The 20,652-nt window shown below is 39.8% G+C and carries 15 protein-coding genes and 1 pseudogene; 4 read left to right on the forward strand and 12 right to left on the reverse strand.

Annotated elements, in window-relative coordinates; translation table 11 throughout:
* Positions 1-120: 120 nt before the first annotated feature.
* The gene (locus ACRWP9_RS16065) at positions 121-2,808 is read right to left on the reverse strand and encodes a family 20 glycosylhydrolase (RefSeq protein WP_434926838.1); all 2,688 of its coding nucleotides are present in this window, start codon (positions 2,806-2,808) and stop codon (positions 121-123) included.
* A gap of 594 nt (positions 2,809-3,402) precedes the next feature.
* Here ACRWP9_RS16065 and ACRWP9_RS16070 point away from each other — a divergent pair.
* Entirely contained in the window at positions 3,403-4,305 is a 903-nt protein-coding gene (locus ACRWP9_RS16070; protein WP_434926839.1) for a sulfite exporter TauE/SafE family protein, read from the forward strand.
* A 104-nt stretch (positions 4,306-4,409) separates the two neighbouring features.
* On the opposite strand, the gene ACRWP9_RS16075 is transcribed toward ACRWP9_RS16070, so the two are convergent.
* The 3 genes and pseudogenes from ACRWP9_RS16075 to ACRWP9_RS16085 all read right to left on the reverse strand — a co-directional run bounded on the left by ACRWP9_RS16075 (position 4,410) and on the right by ACRWP9_RS16085 (position 9,509).
* The gene (locus tag ACRWP9_RS16075; RefSeq protein ID WP_434926840.1) at positions 4,410-5,111 is read right to left on the reverse strand and encodes a SapC family protein; all 702 of its coding nucleotides are present in this window, start codon (positions 5,109-5,111) and stop codon (positions 4,410-4,412) included.
* Between the two features lie 187 nt (positions 5,112-5,298).
* A complete protein-coding gene (locus ACRWP9_RS16080) occupies positions 5,299-6,822 on the reverse strand; it encodes a tryptophan halogenase family protein (protein WP_434926841.1) in 1,524 nt (507 codons plus the stop codon).
* A 75-nt stretch (positions 6,823-6,897) separates the two neighbouring features.
* Positions 6,898-9,509 (reverse strand): annotated as a pseudogene (locus ACRWP9_RS16085) (TonB-dependent receptor).
* Between the two features lie 396 nt (positions 9,510-9,905).
* On the opposite strand from ACRWP9_RS16085, the gene ACRWP9_RS16090 reads away from it, so the two are divergent.
* On the forward strand, positions 9,906-10,916 hold the full coding sequence (locus tag ACRWP9_RS16090) for a LacI family DNA-binding transcriptional regulator (protein ID WP_434926842.1): 1,011 nt from the start codon (positions 9,906-9,908) through the stop codon (positions 10,914-10,916).
* A gap of 78 nt (positions 10,917-10,994) precedes the next feature.
* Here ACRWP9_RS16090 and ACRWP9_RS16095 read toward each other — a convergent pair whose 3' ends face one another.
* Together ACRWP9_RS16095 and glnB are read right to left on the reverse strand one after the other, a co-directional pair.
* Positions 10,995-12,281, reverse strand: a complete 1,287-nt coding sequence (locus tag ACRWP9_RS16095) for an NAD(P)/FAD-dependent oxidoreductase (RefSeq protein ID WP_434926843.1) — start codon at positions 12,279-12,281, stop codon at positions 10,995-10,997.
* A 94-nt stretch (positions 12,282-12,375) separates the two neighbouring features.
* Entirely contained in the window at positions 12,376-12,714 is a 339-nt protein-coding gene (glnB, locus tag ACRWP9_RS16100) for a nitrogen regulatory protein P-II (RefSeq protein WP_226414035.1), read from the reverse strand.
* Positions 12,715-12,953: 239 nt separating this feature from the next.
* Here glnB and ACRWP9_RS16105 point away from each other — a divergent pair, with 239 nt between their 5' ends.
* On the forward strand, positions 12,954-13,475 hold the full coding sequence (locus tag ACRWP9_RS16105; protein ID WP_434926844.1) for a GspH/FimT family pseudopilin: 522 nt from the start codon (positions 12,954-12,956) through the stop codon (positions 13,473-13,475).
* 90 nt (positions 13,476-13,565) lie between these two features.
* A complete protein-coding gene (locus ACRWP9_RS16110) occupies positions 13,566-14,090 on the forward strand; it encodes a GspH/FimT family pseudopilin (RefSeq protein ID WP_434926845.1) in 525 nt (174 codons plus the stop codon).
* A gap of 75 nt (positions 14,091-14,165) precedes the next feature.
* On the opposite strand, the gene ACRWP9_RS16115 is transcribed toward ACRWP9_RS16110, so the two are convergent.
* The 6 genes from ACRWP9_RS16115 to pilV are packed head-to-tail and all read right to left on the reverse strand — an operon-like array spanning position 14,166 to position 20,401.
* Positions 14,166-14,459 (reverse strand): TapY2 family type IVa secretion system protein, encoded by a 294-nt coding sequence (locus ACRWP9_RS16115; protein WP_434926846.1) that lies wholly within the window; start codon positions 14,457-14,459, stop codon positions 14,166-14,168.
* On the reverse strand, positions 14,456-14,851 hold the full coding sequence (locus ACRWP9_RS16120) for a type IV pilin protein (protein WP_434926847.1): 396 nt from the start codon (positions 14,849-14,851) through the stop codon (positions 14,456-14,458). The genes ACRWP9_RS16115 and ACRWP9_RS16120 overlap by 4 nt, the downstream gene beginning before the upstream one ends.
* A 5-nt stretch (positions 14,852-14,856) precedes the next feature.
* Positions 14,857-18,390 carry a pilus assembly protein gene (locus tag ACRWP9_RS16125; protein WP_434929099.1) on the reverse strand — a complete coding sequence of 1,178 codons (3,534 nt, stop codon included), beginning with the start codon at positions 18,388-18,390 and terminating at the stop codon, positions 14,857-14,859.
* Positions 18,391-18,396: 6 nt separating this feature from the next.
* The gene (locus ACRWP9_RS16130; protein WP_434929100.1) at positions 18,397-18,822 is read right to left on the reverse strand and encodes a pilus assembly PilX family protein; all 426 of its coding nucleotides are present in this window, start codon (positions 18,820-18,822) and stop codon (positions 18,397-18,399) included.
* Positions 18,823-18,872: 50 nt separating this feature from the next.
* The gene (locus ACRWP9_RS16135; RefSeq protein WP_434926848.1) at positions 18,873-19,844 is read right to left on the reverse strand and encodes a PilW family protein; all 972 of its coding nucleotides are present in this window, start codon (positions 19,842-19,844) and stop codon (positions 18,873-18,875) included.
* A gap of 8 nt (positions 19,845-19,852) precedes the next feature.
* Positions 19,853-20,401 carry a type IV pilus modification protein PilV gene (gene pilV / locus ACRWP9_RS16140; protein WP_434926849.1) on the reverse strand — a complete coding sequence of 183 codons (549 nt, stop codon included), beginning with the start codon at positions 20,399-20,401 and terminating at the stop codon, positions 19,853-19,855.
* Positions 20,402-20,652 lie beyond the last annotated feature (251 nt).

Raw genomic sequence — 20,652 nt, forward strand, 5'->3', positions numbered from 1 at the left:
TTAACCATTTAAAAACAATATGATAGATGGATAATAGAGAGGTATAAACTTGGCTTTCTAAAATAAAAAAGTCGCCAACAATGTCATTGCTAGCGACTTTTTAAGTAAACAAGACAACAACTAATTCACAACTAGAGTGCGCCCTTTTCGCTTACCGTCAGGTGTAATCGCACGAACTTCAACCGGGCCTTTAACCGCTACAGGGCTAAGATAAGACTGCCACGCTTTACCTTGCTCTTTATATTCAATTTGTAGACCAGGGAAAGCAATATTTGCCGTTAATACGCCTTTGTCATCAATAATTGCACCTACTGTAGGCACTCGATATTCAATACCTGCTTTATCAAGTTTAGCTAATTCTTTGTGGCCCAAATGATTAGCCATTTTTTGCCATTCAGTCGCCTGCTGCTGTCTCATTTGTGCACTAAAGTGCTGAGTAGATTGGTTATATATAGCGCCATCATGTTGATACGGAACTTCCCATTCAGGTTTGTTCCACGCTCTTTCTGCCAGCATTAACAATCTTGGGTAAATCATGTATTCAACAGTTTGATCGCTACGTAATGTTTCGCTCCATAACTGTCCCTGAATACCATCAAAGGCTTTTCCGGCAGCAATAGGGCCACTGGTTTGCTTTCCATTTTCATCTACTTGAGGACGATCATCAGCCTCAAATGGGTTACCTTCAATATCTAACCACTGTTCAGCATTGGCAGGTAAATTACCTGGCATGAAACTGAATATGTGTTTGCTATTCAAGCCTCTAGATGCCCAGTAATAACCATGCTCTTTTGGATCCGCTTCATAAGGGAAATCAAAATAAAGCACTTCTGGATTTGAAAGAATCGTTGTCCAACCATTGTTAACTTGCTGATGAGCACGCTGATGGCCCTTATGAGATACAACATCCCAGACATTACTTTGCGAGTTAGACGGCATATTCGCTGGATTAGTATGGCTCATACCATCGCTCCAACCTGCTGGCTGAATACCTTTTTCAGCTAACATATTCGCTACGCGCTCAATAAAGTAAGGGCCCACTAGCTTGATATCTGTCACGCCGTATTGGTTATTGGCAATAAAATCATGACAAATAGGTGATTCTAACCAGGCGCCCGCGGTCTCATCTGCGCCAATATGGTAAGTTGTTAAAGGCTGACCCGCTTGGGTGTGCAGGGCTGCTATTTCGGTAATCACTTTATCGACAAAATGATAAGTCGATTCCGTACACACGTTCAGCGTGTTGTCGTCATAATACTGTACTGACGAATACTGGGTGGTATCATTAGGGTCTGTGAGTACGAACTCTTTTGCGGCTTGCTCATCGCCCTTGGCCATAAGGTTACGGTATCGAGCATCCATTGATTTAATCGCGGCGCGTGAATGGCCAGGCATATCCATTGACGGAATCACCTGAATTTGGCGCGCATTCGCATACTGAAGAATGTCAATATAATCAGCTTTTGTGTAGTAACCATTCACTTTGGTGTCAACAAAAGGTCCACTGCCTAATTGAGGTAAAATACAACTTGATTCGGTTACATCATGGCATCGTTTGCTGCCAATATCCGTCAATTCAGGTAAGCCATCAATCTCTAAACGCCAACCTTCGTCATCACCCATATGCAAATGCAGTTTGTTAAGTTTATAGGCGGCCATTTGATCAAGCAGATCTAACAAGAATTGTTTACTATGGAAATTACGCGACACATCCACATGCATACCACGGTATTGATAACGTGGGCTGTCATCAATTTTCATCGCATTTATGGTTAGATCGTTTAAATTAACTAGCGAGGTTATTGACGCAATACCATAGCTAAATCCACTCGGTTCGCTAGCCTTAATCACAATCCCCGAATCAGCAACCGTTAGCTGATATGAGCCCGCGTTTAGGTTATCAACTGGCGATAACGTTGCAAATGAGACTTTTACGCCATTTTCTGATTGTGGTACGCCAATGCGTTCTAGGCGGGCTAAAGCCGCTTGAATGTCATCAACATTCAACTTTGCATCAGTGGCACTTTGAGTGTCTAAGGTGATCCCTTGAGATAAAGATACCGCTTTGACGTTATCTAGCAGGACTTGTGTTTGAGGTGTGGGTAATAAAGAATTCGCGATTAATGCCGGTGCAACAGATACGGCTTTATTCTGTTCAAATAACACAGCGGGTTTTGCCCAAACCAATTTATCTTTATCGCTACGCTGATATTGTCTTTTAGCATCAACAAATGCTTCGACGTATGGCCTAACTTCCATGCCCGTGTCAGCATCAATTTCAACACGCGTACTACTAATGATCTGTGGTGCTAGCTCAATACCTTTAGCGTCTTTAGCAACGATATAGTAATTAGGCATAGCGTCAGTTTCTGATAATTGCCATAACTCGCCACGAAAACGTACTGTTTTTACCTGTCCTGCTTTAAAACCAGTAAATTGGTCGGTTGGCGTTAAACGGTGAAGATCGCCTTTAACACGCTCAATATTAAACTCATCGTTCAGTACCGTTTGAACTGGACGCATTTGGCTAAAATAGATTTCCCAATCACCATTCAGCATATCTTTTGGACTAGTGAAATCAATCTCAGCAATAAAACAACGCTCATCAGCTTTAGCATCTGCAGGACATGCTTCTTCTGGTAAATTGGAGACTAAACGATATTTAACCATCAGTTCATCTGCAAATTCAGCAAGATGACCTTGCTGCCAGGTGGCTGTTGCTGAAGTAGATACAGTCGATTGTGATGGAGAGCATGCTGTCAAACTTAATGACATCATGATGGCACTGAGCGCCCAAGTCGTTTTCATAGCGTCCTCGTTATAAATTTTGTTTTTATTAGGGCTTATTTAGTGTGGCCGATTGATATCATAACCAATAAATACTGAGGTTAGGCTACTGCCTATAAAATAGTATCCTGCTGGTTTGATTCAGCACACCACATTGTAAAATGAGTGCTTGATAAATGTTCAATGTTAAATTTAAGGAAAAAAAAGCTGGGACATAAATCAGTTAAGACATGTTCCCAGCCTATACTCGTTTCTGGGGAGAGACTAAAAGTATATTAAAATGGAAAATGATATCTCGCCCGACCGAGAAACCATTATCACTCATGAATTGGAGACCTCTTCCTATTCATGTTGACCTTAAATAACAACGTTACCTACAATCAATGACAACGCTGTCATTACTTAAGTTACCTAATAAATGGCGAGAGGTCTACATCTTTTTGACACAATTTTATTAACTCAATATTAAAAAAACACTAACCAATTAAGAATCAGCTAGTTACATTAACCGTGCTACACCTCTAATACCACAACAGATTGTTAACATAGTACGATGACATGTTATCTACACACTGATAGGATTAATCCACTTTCCTTTACGCTGCACTTTTTTATATGCCTATGAATCGTCTAATTGCCAAAATTCCACTTACGAGTTTAATTATTACAATTACCTTATTTAGCTCGTGGGTGTTATGGGCTTGGCACACACCCAATATTTCACAGCTATTAAATAGTCATAGTGTTTTTACACTGCTAGGAATATGTGGAGCTATATTTGCTAATGCGACAGGAGCGGGAGGTGGTGTAATATTTATTCCTGCATTTTCTGCATTAGGATTTAGCCCCGAAGAAGCGATATCAACCTCATTTCTGATCCAATGCTTTGGCATGACAGCAGGTGCATTAACCTGGTGCCATCATTATATAAAACAACATCATCATAACAAAACCTGGCATGGCTTCAGTACCATGATCATCTGTTGTTCGATATCCTCTATTGCAGGTTTATGGTGTAGTAAACTAATGCACATTAACGCTCCTGCATCTTTACATATCAGCTTTAGCCTATTTTCAATCATTTTAGGCAGCATTATCATTATAAACAGCCTAAAAAAAACGAACAATGGCATCGCGACTCAGTTTGAGGCCAAACCTTTATTCGACTGTGTCTTATTATGTTGCATAGGCTTTATCGGTGGCATTATTACTGCTTGGTTATCTGTTGGCGTTGGAGAGATAGCGGTGATTTACTTAATGCTGCGGGGATATTGCACCAAACTGTCAATAGCGGTAGGGGTTGTAGTCAGTGCACTCACTGTTTGGTCGGCAACACCTATCACCTTAGGGCAAGACTCATTAGCCAATTTTGAGGTGTTACTTTTTGCAGGGCCTGGGGCATTAATCGGTGGATTGCTAGCCAAACGGGTCGCACTGTTTTTTTCTGTTGTGAAACTTAAGTTATTTTTTGCGGTATGGATAATTTTAACTGGAACGATAATGTTATTTATTGCTTAGCTTTAAACTAGCTCATCTGTATTCACTAAGTTCTACTCGATAAATGAGCCAATGCAAATTAAAATGGCGCTTTATCAGCGCCATTTTATTAGCAATATTAAAACTTAACGCCCTAATACTTCCATACGCGCTAAACGGTTAACTTGGTTTAACGATCCTAAATGACCAAAAATTGGACCTAATAATCCACGCTTTTTAAGCTCTAAAAAGTCTTCGTCCGAAAGTTGATTTAGCTTCTGCTCATCGATCAAATATAGACCGTTAATGTTACGTTTCTCACCTGCTACATCAACTGTGAGTGTTTGACTAACAAACAGTTCTTTTTCAGCTAAGAAACCTAAAATACCACGGGTTGCCTGATCTTCTTCAAAATGCGTAATTAGCGCTTTTTTGCGAGACTCTAAAAATGGAGTTTCTTGCTCACCTTCAAATAACGCTTGTCCTTCGGTTTTACTTAAATCTTTAGCAGCTTCACGAATTCCTATCCAAACTTTATCTTTAACGTCAGGGTTTAATATTAAACCTAATGGGTAGTCACGAACCACTGCAGGGATATATAAGCCTAGCCACTTACCGTCTTTAACACTTAAGTTTTCACCAGGCTTCAAACCTAACATAGCAACGGATTGAAATTCACCAGTATCACTGTTCTTAACAAATACGATTGGATACTCAGTTGCTGCTCTAGCAATCTCATGTAATGTAACAGGTACAATATGCTGGTCTGCAACGTGAGAAAAATCACTAGGAATGATTTTTAGATCACCGTGCTTAGTATGATCGATCAGGGTAATTTGGTTAGACATCTTGGCTCCTTGAGGCGCTTCTCATTAAATATGGCTGTGGTAATAACAACTTTTGAGGCTTGTTATAATGTGTTTAAAATAAATTAGTACTTGAAACTACCAAGATACTCAGATTTTTCAAGCGGGAACTGAGCTTATCGAGATAACAATGTGTTAACCGCTTAAATATCCATCAAAAAATATATTTTTAGATTTTTTGTAAACCATACTGGTGAATTTTTTGCAGTAACTCTCTATGTGCAGGTAAATGTCCACTCAGTTGTTTACCTCTTAATGCTATCTGCGCCGCATGTTGTTGAGCTACTTGCGCTGATTTAGGTGTTAATTGAGGCGCTTTGGTTTTGTACTTCATCCCGTACAATACATAGAGGTAATTCTCGACATTAAAGACTTCAAACTTTGAAAATAAATCTTCACTCAATGGACTATATTGTTGCCATAAAGCGAGCTTTTTTTGCAGCCCTTCAGGGATAGTTTTAGCATCTTTATTATCCATCCAAAAGTCTGAATCCGTTCTATCGGATAAACAATAATGCATTTTAGCAAACTCAACTACCCTCTCCCAAGCATATGTCATGGTGTGATTAAAGCGCACTGATAAGCTTTCGCACTGGCTGCTATCGGTAGGGAAACGACTAGCTAAATACCCAGCAGCAAAATCGGTTAGCATAATCGAAGTGGCTTCAATTGGTTCTAAAAAGCCTTGAGCTAACCCCAGTCCGACACAGTTTTTAGCCCAAAATTGTTTTCGATAACCCACTTGCATTGGAATAGTGCGACAAGAATATTGGTCTAAGTGGCCGTTAAGATAACGATTTAACTTTTGCTTTGCTTGCTCATCATCAAGATGCGAATTGGAATACACTAAACCAATGCCCCGGCGATTTGTTAAAGCAATATCCCAAATCCAACCGGCTTGATGCGCTGTCGCTTTGGTATAGGGTGGAATAATGGCTTCAGACTCAGTAGGCACTTGCACAACAACCGCTTTGTTAATGAACAACTGTTGTGACTTATCGACAAATGGCACTTTTAACGCTTTAGCTAACAACACAGACTCAAAACCGCTGCAATCTATATAAAAATCGAATTTTTGTTCACCACACGTATCTAATATTAAGCCATCGATACTGCCATCTTGACTTAAACGAGTGTCCTGTACATTGGCTTTAACATGCTTAACGGCAAATTTTTGTTTTGCGTTGTCAGCGAGTAACAACGCAAATTTGGCCGCATTTAGATGATATGCATAGCCTTGTACCGCTTGATATTCAGGGGTAGTGATCAATTTAGGTGCTAAATTAGCTTCACAAACAGCATGCTGACTTGACACAAAATCAGCATAAGCCTTGGTTGAGCCTTGAAGCCAAAGATCAGATAAGTCACCACCCATTGGGCTTGGTGGATCAAAAAGATGATGGTAGAAATTATTATTTCCATGACTTTTTTTGTCTAGCCAATTTTGAAATTTGATCGACTGTTTAAATGTTACATCACAGCGCTTAATAAATTCAGTTTCACTAATGCCAAAGCTTTGTAATGTTTTACGTATGGTAGGAACGGTTCCCTCACCTACGCCAATGGTTGGAATATCTGGCGACTCAATTAAGGTAATTGATACATTCATATGAAGTAACGCCTTACCAAGATGATTTGCCGCTAACCAGCCAGCTGTGCCACCACCAATAATCGCAATTGATTGAATATTCATAAGACCTCTGGAAATATAACAAAAAGCCCAGCAGAAGCTGGGCTTTAAAGTTTTATAATCAACTATATCATTTGATTAAAAACGGAACGCTACACCCACTTTATAACGTGCTTCACCTTCAAAGCTCCAAACTGGATAGTCAGCTTTGAACTCAGGGATCACTTCAGCATCTAATGGCGCTACACCCGTTTGGATACTGTCTTCTTCAGTTAAGTTAACTGCTTCAAAAGTCACATCCATCCACTCTGTCACACTGTAAGTTGTACTTAAATCAAGTGTGCCATAGTCTTGATGTTGACGGTTACCATAGAAACCTGGTAATTCGCGCATCATGTACTCGCTGCGCCAGTTATAAGCTAGACGGGCAGAGAATGCATCCATTTCATAATAACCAACTAAGTTAACAGTGTGCTTAGAAGAATCAGAGAACACACCCACTTGATCAGGATAGTTTTCAGCAGGAGAACCTGCATCTGCATAAGTATAGTTAACAGAATAACCTAAACCGCTGTCATAAGAGTCTTGTAGTTGTAATTCAAGACCTTCAATACGGCCACCGGTAGCATTGTATTTCTCGCTTACCGTCCAGCAGTCATAAACGCCAACACCACATGAGCTTTCGCCTTGGGCAATTAAATCATTGTCATTAATACCAATTTGTTGATTCAACTTCTGACGAGTAGAAATAAACGAATTAACATCTTTGATAAAGTAAGTTGCAGCAGCTAAACCAGAATCACTGAAATACCACTCTAAGCTTAAATCAGCTTGAGAAGCTTTAAACGGGTCTAATGATACTGCACCACGGTTAAGCTTTTCATTACCAGGAGTACCATCATTTAAGCCAGGTAAAGTCGAGGTAGCAAATAATTCAGCATAGTTAGGACGAGAAATAACTTGTGATGCTGAGGTACGTAGGATTAAGTCTGGTGCTAAGTCAAATGCCACGTTAATGCTTGGTAGCACGTCGCTGTAGCTTGATGAATCGGTCGACAATGCATCAGCAAACTGACCCGTGCTGCTCAAATCATAATAATCTGACTCAACATCGGTAGAAATATAGCGTAAACCAAAGTTACCACGGATACCTTCTGACTCGAAGTTAGCCATTGCATACAAAGAAAGGTTCTTCTCGTTCAGAGTACCATAACCAGATTTATCACGTGTAAAGCCATCAATTGCCGCTTTAGCATCATTAATCATGTTATCAAAGTTTGGTCTAGGCAAAGTAAAGCCTGCACCTGAACTCATAGTACCATCGTAGTAGTATGATGCATCACGCATTGCAATATCACCAACAATTGCAGCATCAGTTTCTTGGGTTACATCATGATCAGCATAGCGTAAACCGGTTTTAATCGATGAAATCGCACCTAAATCAGTTGGTACAGTGATATCAAACTGTGCATAGGTCTCTTCATCTGTGTTAGGTTGTTTCTTTAACGCCCAACCCGCACTAGATAATTGCCCATTATAATCACTTGCAGCAAAATCTTTCTTAGCTATATCGATATTAATAATATCGCCAGTTGCATCATAGTGACCTGCGAAATCGCCAGGTTGACCAATAGAGCCACCATAGTTAGACGTTAAGCTAGTACCACCATCAGCCGAAGTATTACCTACGCGACCTTCAAGTTTGAAGTTATCGTTGTTGTAAGTGAAATCGAAATCAATAGTATCTGAATTCATTTCAGCTTCACGAGCCCAAGCTTGGTTCCAAGCAAAACCACCAACACCTGAATGAGTGATGTCTGTACATACACCAGCAGCATTTGTTTGGTTACAGGTGCTTTCACCCTGTTGAGTTGGGAATAAGAAAATTGAGGTGTTAGCATTGTTTGCTTGTAAGCTTAAACCTGTGTAGGTTAAACCAAACTCTAATGCATCGCTTGCTCTATATTGAGCTGCAACGTTCAATGCTGTACGTTCACGGTCTTGTTGGAATGTTGAAGGAACAATTTCCCCCAACCTAAAAGTGTTTCAATACCGTTACGTTGATACTGTGTATTAGCACCGGCACCAGAGATTAAGAAACCAAAGTTTTCATCTTCATTTTTCCAGCTATATAAGCCAGATAATTCAGGGTCAGTCTCTTCTGAAATAGTACCGTAATCGCCTTTAGCACTGATAAATGCAGTATTTGCATCTAAGTCTAACGGCTTACGTGTTTTAACGATAACTGTACCGCCGATACCACCTTCTGGTAAATCAGCTTGTGAAGACTTATACACTTCAATACCACTCACCATTTGTGGTGGTAATAAAGAATAGTTAAAGCTACGGTCAATCGCTTGTTGATCAAACCAGCCTGTTGAAGCAACTGAGTGACCATTTAGTAGTGTGCTAGTCAATTGACTTGATGCACCACGGATTGAAACCTGTTGGCCTTGACCAAACTGGCGGTTTACCGCAACGCCAGGGATCCGGCCTAATGATTCACCAACGTCACCATCAGGGAATTTACCGATATCTTCTGCAGTCACAGCGTCAACCACAGAGTTTGAAAATCGCTTCTCATTAACAGAAGCTTTCATCGATGCACGCATACCACGTACTTCAATTTTCTCAATGTTGTCATCAGCAACAGCTTCGTCTGCAGCATAAGCGCCAACAGATACAACACTGCCAAGTAGGATTGCGATGTTAGTCGCTAGTACATTTTTTTTAAAGGTAGATGGTCGCATCTTTTTTTCCCCTTCCATAACTTTATTATCGTTTTAGAGTTCATAACCATTCCGACGGAATGACAACGCTGTCATGTCTAGAGCAAACATTACACAAAAATTAACAGTCACGCCACAACAAAATAACTATTCAAGCTATTTTTTTACTGTGTTTTTGTCTGATAAATAGATCGAGAGTTAAATAATCTTATATAAAACATGAGAGTAAAGAATGTAAATATAATGTAAAATCACATTCTGTTACCTTTTAAAATAGAACAGATCCTACCTGTTATAAATTGGTGATTGCCTATTTATTTAAAAACTCGCACTATTGGCAGATAAATAACCCTTTTAACTGATCAATTACGGGGGATCAGTTAATTGGATTTCGCCTGAAGAAGAGTTAATTTTCACATGAAAGTAACCATTAATGACGTGGCTAAATATGCAGGCGTCTCAATAAAAACAGTATCAAGGGTAACTAACAAGGAGCCTTCGGTAAAGCAAACGACTATAGACAAAGTCAACCAAGCTATTAGTGCATTAAATTATCAACCTAATGTTGCGGCTAGAAATTTAGCCAGTACAAGTTCATATGTGATTTGCTTCATTTATGACAACCCAAATGCTTATTATGTTATTGATATGCAAAACGGCATTTTATCTGCCTGCAAAGATAGGGGCTTTGAACTGCTCATCCATCCTTGTAACGCAAAATCGCCAACAATTTGTGAAGAACTCACCACTATGGTCAAACATTCTCGATTAGCAGGGTTAGTGTTAACTCCGCCTATGTCAGAAGACCCTAATATCTTGGCTGCTCTAGATAAAATTAATGCAAATTACGTCAGAATTATCGCAGGTGAACAGATAAATGATCATAAAGGCTTAACCGTTTTAGTTAACGACAAACACGGCGCCGTTGAAATAACGCAACATTTGATAAACCTTGGGCATCAGCATATTGGGTTTTTAAGTGGTGATCATCAACATGCATCAACCAAAGAGCGATTACATGGCTTCAAGCAAGCCATAGAAAGTAATGATTTAACCGTCAACGAAGACTGGGTATTGGACGGAAGATACTCTTTTGAATCGGGTGTTGAAGGGGCAAATAAATTAATTGCGATGAAAAATAGACCCTCTGCAATTGTTGCCTGTAATGATGAAATAGCGGCTGGTGCACTTTTTGCTGCAAGACTTGCGGGGTTGGATATACCAAAAGATTTATCCATTGTAGGCTTCGAAGATAGCCCTTTCTCACGTCAAACCTGGCCAAAACTAACGACTGTTCATCAACCCAATATTGAGATAGCACAAATTGCGACTCAATTATTAATTGATAAACGAAAAGATCAAGGCAAAGAAAGCTTTAAGGTATTCACGCCAACCCCAGTAATACGAGATTCGGCATCATCTCCGTAATAAGCGGCTGTTAAGTCTTTTTATGCGATAAAAAATGCCTTGTTAATAAGGCATTTTTTTATATTCACTAGTTAAAGACTAATGTAATTTAAGCTTAGGTCTTTTCCAACGCAATAATCTTTGCGCTAAGCGGTATACAAATGCCGAGAACCAGCCATATAAACTAATAAGGTGGCGCTGATAGAGCGAAATATACATAAGACGCGCTAAGTGTCCTTCAACAAAAAACGTCCCCGTGCGTAAGTTACCCATCAAATTACCCACAGCAGAAAAACGACTTAGTGATACTAAAGAACCGTAATCTTTATAAACAAACGCTTTTTGTGGCTGTTGTTTCATTTGTGCACTGATATTTTTAAAAAGTGTTTCAGCCATTTGTGCTGCGGCTTGAGCTCTTGGTGGCACAGGCTTACCAGTATCCAGTATTAGCTGAGCGCAATCACCTAAGGCATAGATATTGTCTATGCCCTTCACTTTCATATAATGATCAACTTCAATTTGGTTTCGAGCGGTAATCGGTAATGCGCTGAAGTTTTCTAACACTTTAGGCCCTTTTACACCCGCTGCCCAAACTTTTATATTGGCATTTATTGTTTCACCTGCTGCAGTGATAAAGCCTGCCTTAGTGACTTCTTTTACTTGCACCGCTAAGTGCAGCTTAATGCCAAGTTTGGCTAACACAGCTTGAGCACGAAAACTGACTTGTTCCGGCAACTGTGGCAACACTTTATCGGCGGCCTCAATTAGATGGATCTCTAAATGCTGCTTTGAAATATTGGTATAACCATATTGGGTAACCGACTCTATAACATGATGCAGTTCAGCGGCTAATTCAACACCTGTAGCACCCGCTCCGACAATACCTATGCTTAGGTGAGTTTGTGTCTCGTTAAGTTGTAATAGCGCATCTAAGAGCTTGTCATGAAAACGATTAGCACTTTCTAAACTGTCTAAGAAAATACAATTTTTCTCTGCACCTAAAGTATTAAAACTGTTAGAGACACCTCCTAGTGCGAGTACTAGATAATCATATTCAATTTTGCGCTGTGGAATAATGACTTCATTGTCATCATTGAGTACCGGCGCTAAATAAATACATTTTTGATCGGGAGCGCAATTTTCAATACTGCCTCTAATATATTGATAACCATTCTTTAAACCATGGTCACGATATTGAAGACCTTCGATTGATTGGTCTATCACCCCCACTGCCACTTCATGCAGTTTTGGCTTCCAAATATGAATAGTATTTTTATCAATTAAACAGACTTCAAGTTGCTTACTACGACCAAATTTACGACCTAATCGAGAGGCTAATGCTAAGCCAGCAGCTCCACCACCCACGATTACAATTTTTTGAGTCATTACATAACCCTATTAAATAAAAACCATAAAATGCATAACTATATAGTGACTAACAGAAAGCTCAGATAATAAAAAAGGCCATAATGGCCTTAGTTTATACAGCTTCTTCGTTTTCTTCACCGGTACGAATTCGGATAACTCGCTCTACATCGGTGACAAATATTTTACCATCACCAATTTTTCCTGTCCTGGCCGTATCAACAATCACATCGATAGCTTGCTCAAGTAATTCATCTTGTATTACCAATTCAATTTTTACTTTGGGTAAAAAATCTACCATATACTCGGCGCCACGATAAAGTTCAGTATGCCCTTTTTGACGGCCAAAACCTTTGACTTCAGACACTGTCATACCAGTAATGCCAATTTCAGCGAGTGATTCGCGCACATCATCTAATTTAAATGGCTTAATAATGGCTTCTACTTTCTTCATTTAATCACTCCTAAAAGGGCTGTATAGGTTAACTTAATTACCTAAGATGATGTAACTTTTAAAGTTTATATCAATTTTCTATCACTACTGAATATCTTACTCGAAAGTGAGGTAAGTTTCTGCTGCATTTTAAACTTATTTTTAAATTGATTTATTCTAAGCAAAAAACCAAATCTTGGCTATAATTTAACCAAGTGTCGCAGGGATCGGCATATTGATAAATCAAGGATGAGTCTATTATGATGTTATATCAGCGCAATTTGGGTTTTAATCTTATTGAATTAATGACCACAATAATGATCACCAGCTTACTGTCTGTTATCGCCTTTCCCTCGTTTAAATCATTACAACAACAAATCAGAGTTGACAGTAATATCAGGACAATTCAGCAATCGATGCAATTTGCTCGAAACATGGCGATCAGTTATGGCGTAAGAATAACGGTATGCCCTTTATACCAAGGAAAATGTGGTAATGATTGGCACACAGGCTTTTCTATATTTACCGATTCCGGCAAAACCAATGAATTAGATGGCCAAGATAAAATCATTCAAGAAGTCAGCCAGTTTCATCAAGAAGATATCATACAATATAATCGAAAGGCATTAAGGTATCAGCCTGACGGCTTAGCATCAGGTACAAATGGCACACTTACATATTGCCCTGAAACATTTGATAGCCCCTACTCTAAAGCTATTATTATCAATCAAGCAGGCAGAGTGAGGTTTTCCACTAAGAAAAATATTGCCTGTAAACCCTAATACTCAACTTATATTTACCTGAATGGAATAAATCGCTGAATTTCATTGGTCTCTTGGTTATACTGAATACATATGACCAAGGATAATAAAATGAAACATAAATCTAATGGCTTCACACTGGTTGAGTTAATGGTGACTGTGGTCGTCGCAGGTATCTTGATGACTGTAGCTGTGCCCTCATTAGTATCATTATATGAAGGACAGCGTGCTAGAGGCGTTATCAGTAATATTGAATCAACCATATTATTTGCCCGCAGCCAAGCCGTAAGTTACGGTAGCAGGGTATCAATATGCCCATTTAATGGAACAAGTTGCGGCGCTGACTGGACTGAAGGATTTAGTGTTTTTATCGATAATGGGGCATTGGGGTCACTGGAAAACAATAATGGTATACAGGATACTGTATTACGTACCGTCGATGCCGTAGACAGCAATGACTTTATTAAATCAACTTTATCACGCTATACATTCAATGCTGATGGGTTAATGAACCAGGCTCAAACAGGTAGTATCATTTATTGTCCGGGTGATAAGAGTAATCCTGATTCTAAAGGAATAACAATTGGCGTGTCCGGACGAGTTTCAGCAATCACAGCTAGTGTAAACTGCAATTAAAAAAGGTAGCCGATGGCTACCTTTTTTACACTATAAAATAAAATTACTAAGCTACTAAGCTACTAAGCTGATGAATTATTGAGTAATCTCTTCATCCATTTTATTGGCTATTTTAGACTGAAATTTTTGTTCAAGTTTTACACATTCGTCAATATGCCTCACAACACCTCGTTTACCTGTCATAGTGCTAACATCCTGAGTCAATAGTGCAGCCTGTTCTTTAGTGAGGTCAGTAGCTAACCAACTAAAATTAGCGATATCTACACCATGCTGAGTTTCAATAAAACATTTATAGGTTATCGGTAGCTCATCACTATGAGTCGTAATACTGAATACTAAACCAACGATAAGTAAAGGTAATAACTTCATTTCCAACACTCCTTAGGCAATTTGTTTCCTGCTGCATTTAAGGTAATTGAAGCGCAAGCTGCATCTCGAGTCGCTTGAGTCCCCTTTGCTGTTGCGGTTAATGTAAAATCACTATTATTTACCACAACAGCATCGATGGAATAAAATTTATTCTCCACTATCCAGGGGTCTGCACCTAAACCCAGCTTATTCATATCATCGGTATACTTTTTATTATCTAAATAGTACTGCTCTTGTCTATTTGCAGCATTCATTAACCCAGCAACACCATCAGCTCTCGCCCCCTTAGCGACAAATTGAGTGTAACTTGGGTAAGCAATAGATGCCAAAATGCCAATCACAACAACGGTAATCATAAGCTCTATCAGGGTAAAACCATTTTTTAGTTTCATTTAGTTTACTCGTCAATATGATAATAAATTTTGTTTACACCAGGCCCTGCACCAATACATTTTTCATCACCTGCTTTACAGCCATCAGGATCGGGATTTAGAGGATCTTTTACTTTCTCCATTTTATCTCCCGCGTTACCAATACCGATAAGGTACATGTAACTGTCATCTGCGCCATTGGGTGGAATAACCAGTTGCGGTGTATCAGGAACACGAGCGCCCATCTCCATAAACTCTTGCGTATATGAGCGAGTACCTTTATGTAAATCAAAGCCATATAAGCGACCTTTACCTGATACTAAACATTGATTCGCAGATGTCGCATCCCCGGGTACATATGAAGTAAAGAACACACGCCCTTGAATAATCGTCGAGGCAGACAAACTCTTTTCACCAATAGCGCCGAAGTTATAATACCAGCCACGCATCTTACCAAAGGCAACATTTTCATCTTCTGTTACGGGAGGGGCTGATGACACATTGTAAAGGTTCGATAGGTCTAAAGCCGCCGGAACCAAATTACCTGCAGTCCCAGTGAAAGACTTACTGACGACATTTCTGTCCTGTAGGACAAAAAACTTATCCGAACGTGACTTATCTAGCGGGTGTGGCCGATGGCCAGTACCTATTGTGACTGCATCATAGGGGACATTTTGATAGGTTCGCGTGGTCGTAGTGCCAGTAGGTGTTGTTACACTGACTTCTGAGATGTTAGTAAATACTGTTTGGGCGACTGCAGGTTCTGCAAAAAAACGACGATCATTACCTTGAGACGTTCCACCTAAACTGGCAAACTTAAATGCAGTCCAAGGCACTGTGGTACTATCCGGCGAAGCGCTAGGAAGATCCATTCGCCACACATTAGCACCGGTGTCGGTTGCATATATTCGGTCTGTCAATCGGTCATTGTTACTGTCCAATACTGCAACGCTGTTCGGAATACTATCAACAATACCATCAAGCTTGGTTTTATTACTACCACCCGCTATGCCAAAATGATGTACAAGCGCGCCAGTTTCGGCATTGAGTACATACACTCCACGACCATTGGTATCATCTTGGCCAACGCCAGCACCATCCTTTGTTGAAGGATTATAGCCTCCACCAATAATCAGCACTGGTAAAGCATTAGCTGGAGAAGTATTGCCTGCAGGCAAGCCAGGAATAAAAGTAACAACAGGCTCAGCCCAAGACTGGCCCATATCACTCATACCGGCTGAGTCAGGGCTGACCTTCCACATGAATGATGGTTTATCTGGGTCGGTGATATTAAGTGCATAATATGACTTACCACCACGGCGCATACCGGTAAATAGCCAGGCCTTTTCAATTGCACCGGAAGCATTGCGTTTAACATAGGCCACTGAAGGACTATCCATTCCGTATACAGAATGCACGCCTGTGGGAATATTGGCGCGAAGCTCTCTTAGATTAGGTAATAGCTCTTGTGGCATAAATGCCCAGGACTCTTCTACCGTATTACCCTTATCTTTAAACATATGAATAAAACCCTGGTTTGTGCCTAATATCACGCGAACATCAGGAGAACCAGCGGTACCATAGTTTATTGCTAAAGGTTTTGAATGAAGCGGGTCACCCATAATATCAACACGGGTATCTGAGGTAGATTTGTCTTTATCCTCATCATCAACGTCAATGCCCTGGGTCCATTTAAACAATTTATCTAACTCAGATTTATCTACTCCCATAAAGCGCGCGAGTTCATCTTCATTGCCAATGCCAGCGCCATTTATTGCATTAGCTTTAGTGAATGCTTTTAATGAGCCTCCGGAACCAAAGTTGCTGTACAAGGTTCTCGTTGCAGTATTTTGCAGCATAAGTGAAGCACCACCGATAGCAACATTATTACCATCGCCACCACCACTTGTCGCATCGCAGACGGCTTTTGAAGTCCAATATGAACACGCTGAGGATTTTAGATTACCATCATCACCAATGGCATTATTTCCTGATTGGTCTACAACATCACCGCTACCAGTGACTTTGAACTTTTTCAAGTTGCCTAGCCAGCGTGGTCCCTTGTTAGGTAAAAACATTGCATAATAAACGGAATCGAGGGTTTGGGTTCTATCAAAATTATTGCTAGCAATAGAAGGTGAGGTAAAACTCGAGTTGACCTCTAAGATATTAGAGAAAATTTGCTGTAATGCTTCCTGCAATTTTTGTGCATCTTTAGCTGAATAATATGCGCCACCACCGCGTAATGCGGTTTCTTTTAAAATAGGTGCAGCGCTATCTGCGCCAGAACTAAATCCAATGGTATAGGTACTCACAGTTTGAAAACCATCAACAGTAGTGTTTACATCATTCTTCTTTAACCAACCAGCTAGCGCGGGAAGATAACTATTACTGTATTTATCGGTTTTAGTGACTCCATCAAGCCCTAATATAAGATCATCTGCATTGGTATCATTTGTTGGCTCACCATCCGTCACATAAATCACATAAGCGTTATCTTGACATTGTTTACCTACAAAGGGGGATTTGTATTTGCCTCCAGACTCTGCATTGGTATCCCTGTAAGGAGTTCGACTGGTATCATCATCACCATAATGGACACCTAAGCCTGCAAAATAACGATACGATTCGTACAATGTCTCACATAATGGCGTCCAAGTTTCGGCTTTAAATCCACCTATGGTTGTCAACAATTTTGCTTTTGATGATTCATTAGTCGGAGATATGCCGTAAACAATTCTACCGCCATTACGGGTGTCACCACCATTAAAGTTAAATACTGAAAGGCCAAAATCAACCCCCGGAGTAGTAACAATGGTATCTTCTATCACTCGCTGAGCAATTTCTAGACGAGAATAATTTTGTTGAGTTTTCGAACTGTGATACCACTTCACGTATTTTTCAGTGTAAAGAGTAATAGGTTGGCCAATACCAAAGTTAGTAAGTTTAGCTTTAGCGACTGCTGCGTCAATCTGAGCTGGTGTTGATGAGTTGTTTGCGGCAGTATGGCTTATAGGATTAGCACTTGTTCCTAACCCATCAACCGGAAAGCCCCAAAAGTTTGTGTTATTGTTATAATAATTCTTCTCAGCAATATCTTCATAACAATCAACCTGGGTAATCCCTGAACCATCAGTTAACGGTATTTCAGACCAGGTCCCGTTTTCTCCAACATACTTATGCTCGCGTACATAACCTGTAAACATACCGTAGTCTTGAAGATACTTTTCGCCAACATCACAGCCATTTACGCCATGTAAAAAGAATTGCTTGCTAGAAGCACTAGGGATATTACTGCTGCTACGAGTATAAAATAGTTTAGTATCTGGTTTTAATGTTCCACCTGAATTGACGTTCTCTGCACCACGAACATAAGGTGTATCCGTTTTGAAGTTACTGCCCATACTGCCTGAAGTATCAAATATAATGAGTACCTGGGGCCGTGAACCTGACCTTGCTGTAGACTCAAAAACATAAAGTTCAGTGTCATCTGCGAAACTATTAGCAGATAAGCAAAGTACCGCAAATAACGATGTAAACGATATAAGCTTTATCATAATTAGCTCCTAAGGTAACATTTCTTGTTCAAAACCTAAAATAACAGTAACTTGCCCTAAATTACTGCGACCAAAACTTGCTCTACTTGATACTTCAAAGCGTCGGCATATTAGTGATTTTCCCGAATTAGCCTTCATACTGCGTTGGCAGTCAACATCTCCTACTGACATAGGAGTAATCGTATTCGTCACGCCTAATACGGCATCATTCATTACAGTCACGACACTCATAGCACCCATTACAGCGCCTTCATTATCAGCTATGACCTTTACCTGCGCACCTTGAGCAGACATCATGGCCTCTATTCGCTCAGATCCCGCACCAGCCATACGCAATGACTGGGTAGAATTTACTGCAAGCGCGACACCTATAACTGTCATTATGACTAAAATGATCAAAGAGAAGAATAAAACGACTCCCTGCTGCTTTTTTATTGAATTTTGCATTGCTGTTACCTAAATGTATTTGCAAACTTGTTTAATGATTAATTCCTAATTAAAACAGGATTTTCTAATACAATAGTCGTGGAGACAACTTTTCGACGAAAGTTATCATTAAGTGGGCCAACGGTTTTATCACCCAAAGTATATGTCACGTTGTTAGTATAACTTCTGTCTTCTTGGGTACTACGCACTAACAGGTAAACCCGAAGAGACACTAAACGTTGGAAAAATGCATTATCCCACATAAGTGATGTTACATTTTGTACAGGCATATAACTGTCTGCAGTATCATCACCATTATTGTCAAAACCATACAAAATACGCATATTTTCGATGCCTTCAACTAATTGCTCATCGTTATTCATCCCATTACCAATTGAAAGTGTACGACGTTTTAATATTGGAATATCGCCGTCATTCTCAATATAGTAAACATGATGTTGATATTCCCAAATACGGCTGTTCATTAGGGTAGGTGGAACAGCATTACCATTAAAAATTTCAATCTGAGTAGATGTAGATGCTGCATAATAACGAGTAGGATTAATATTGGCAGGCAAAACGGACGGACCAACAAGACGCTTCATCTGTAGAACATCAGTCTTCGCATTTGGGGTAATGCAGGCCAACACTTCACCACTTACCCCGGCTTCATAACCCCACAACCGCCTAAAGTGAGAAAGCTGGTTATTAGGGAAGCTTGCATTATTTACACCGGCGCCAACACAATCATTAGGCACTGCTGAAGCTGATACAATAGTATTGGTGCCAACAATAAAGTCGGTGCCGGTAATATCACCTGTAAAACCTAGTTGACTAATATCTCTTTCCATAATAGCTAATGCGATACGGCCATTTTCTTGTAATTGGTTAAACTGGCTCGTGGTGGTCACATTACTTGATGACATACTAAACATGCTAAAAAGACCTGCGGTTAAAAACAAGCTGATCAGCATGGCGACCATTAATTCAACAAGCGACAATCCCGCTTGTAATGTTATTTTTTTTAGCATTTTTTACCCTACAAAATCGCGGTATTAATAACTAACGCACGACGCCTATCATTTGACGAGCCACAACTTTTTGCAAAAGCACTGCCCTCGCTTAATCCATCTGTTGAAGCGCGAATGCCACGCCAGGTCATAACAACTGTGACATCCCTACCAGTAATATCTATACAAGCGGTTGTAGAATCTAATCCGCCGACACTCGTACCAGAATACTTTTCATTTTCACCTTTAAACGACTGTTCCCACTGGTATATATCCCATAGGCGGGTCTCAACATTAGTGCAAATACTGTTCACACCAATAGCAACATCACAGGCTTTAGTTGGCGCAGACGTGCCGCCATTATAAGTTCCTTCATAATTGCTAAGTTCAGATGGATTCATTCGCATTCTGTTAACAATATCATTGGCATAATAAGAGGCTTGAGTTTGTTGAAAAGACTCAAAACTGCCTTGTTTGGCCACTATGTGCAAATTAAAAATGCCAATAAGGCCTATCACCAGTATCACCAGTGAGACCATAACTTCAATTAAGGAAAATCCATTCCCTTTAGATGACATGCGTCAACCCTCCGACAACCGTCATATTTTTGACCTCGAATTTTACATTTTAAGCTTAAAAAACGATAGCTTATATCAAATTTCTGTTCAACAATTCTAACTTACAAGTTGTTAACAATCTAGCTTAATATGTTTACCTTCATATAAAGCGATTATTGGTAACAAGTATACTCCGATTAAATTTTAAGCACAAAAAAACCCGTAACTTAACGCTACGGGTTTATTGTAAATAGCATTAACTAGAAAAAGTG

The sequence above is a fragment of the Shewanella sp. HL-SH2 genome, assembly GCF_051164935.1.
In the GTDB taxonomy this organism is placed as follows: domain Bacteria; phylum Pseudomonadota; class Gammaproteobacteria; order Enterobacterales; family Shewanellaceae; genus Shewanella; species Shewanella glacialimarina.